The following is a 694-nucleotide window of genomic DNA, read 5'->3' on the forward strand; positions in this document are numbered from 1 at the left end:
GGGGTGAGGTGGGTGTCGAGGGCGGTGATGGTGTCGTGGTAGGCGGTGGCGAAGGTGGGGAAGGTGGCGGCGAGTTCCTGGCCCATGCCGGGGCGTTGGCTGCCCTGCCCGCTGAACAGGAACGCCACCTTTCCCGGAACCGGCCCGGTGGCGGCGTCGGTCCGTCCGCCGACGAGACCGGGCGCCGGCTCGCCCGCGGCGAGCGCCGCCAGGCCGCCGACCAGCTCGTCCCGGTCAGCGCCGACCACCACCGCCCGGTGGTCGAACAGGGCGCGGGTGTGGGTGAGGGCATGAGCGACCGCCGCGGCGGTCGGCTCGTCCACGCCGGCGAGTCGCTGGTGCAGCCGGCCGGCCAGCGTCCGCAGCGCTGCCGGGGTGCGCGCGGAGAGGATCCACGGCGGCGGCACCTCGGCCCGCGGCGTGGGGCCAGGAACCTCCGCGCCCGCCGAGGCCGTACCCGCGGAGGCGGCCTCTGCCGCGTCGGTACCTGACTCGGCGCCCGTGAGCGTTGCCTGCGCCTGCGCCGGTACCGGCACCGGTACCGGTACCGGCACCGACTCGGACGGCTCGGGGGCTTGTTCGAGGATGACGTGGGCGTTGGTGCCGCTGATGCCGAAGGAGGAGACGGCGGCGCGGCGGGGGCGGTGGACGTCGGGCCAGGGTGTGGGTTCGGTGAGGAGCTGGATGTGGCCGG

At 76.1% G+C, this 694-nt stretch carries 1 protein-coding gene; it reads right to left on the minus strand.

Going from position 1 to position 694, the window contains the following annotated elements; all coding sequences use genetic code 11:
* The coding region (locus AB1460_RS38050) for a ketoacyl-synthetase C-terminal extension domain-containing protein (protein ID WP_368967454.1) at positions 1–694 on the minus strand (694 nt) is incomplete at both ends.

It is taken from the genome of Parafrankia sp. FMc2 (assembly GCF_041008525.1).
Classification (GTDB): Bacteria; Actinomycetota; Actinomycetes; order Frankiales; family Frankiaceae; genus Parafrankia.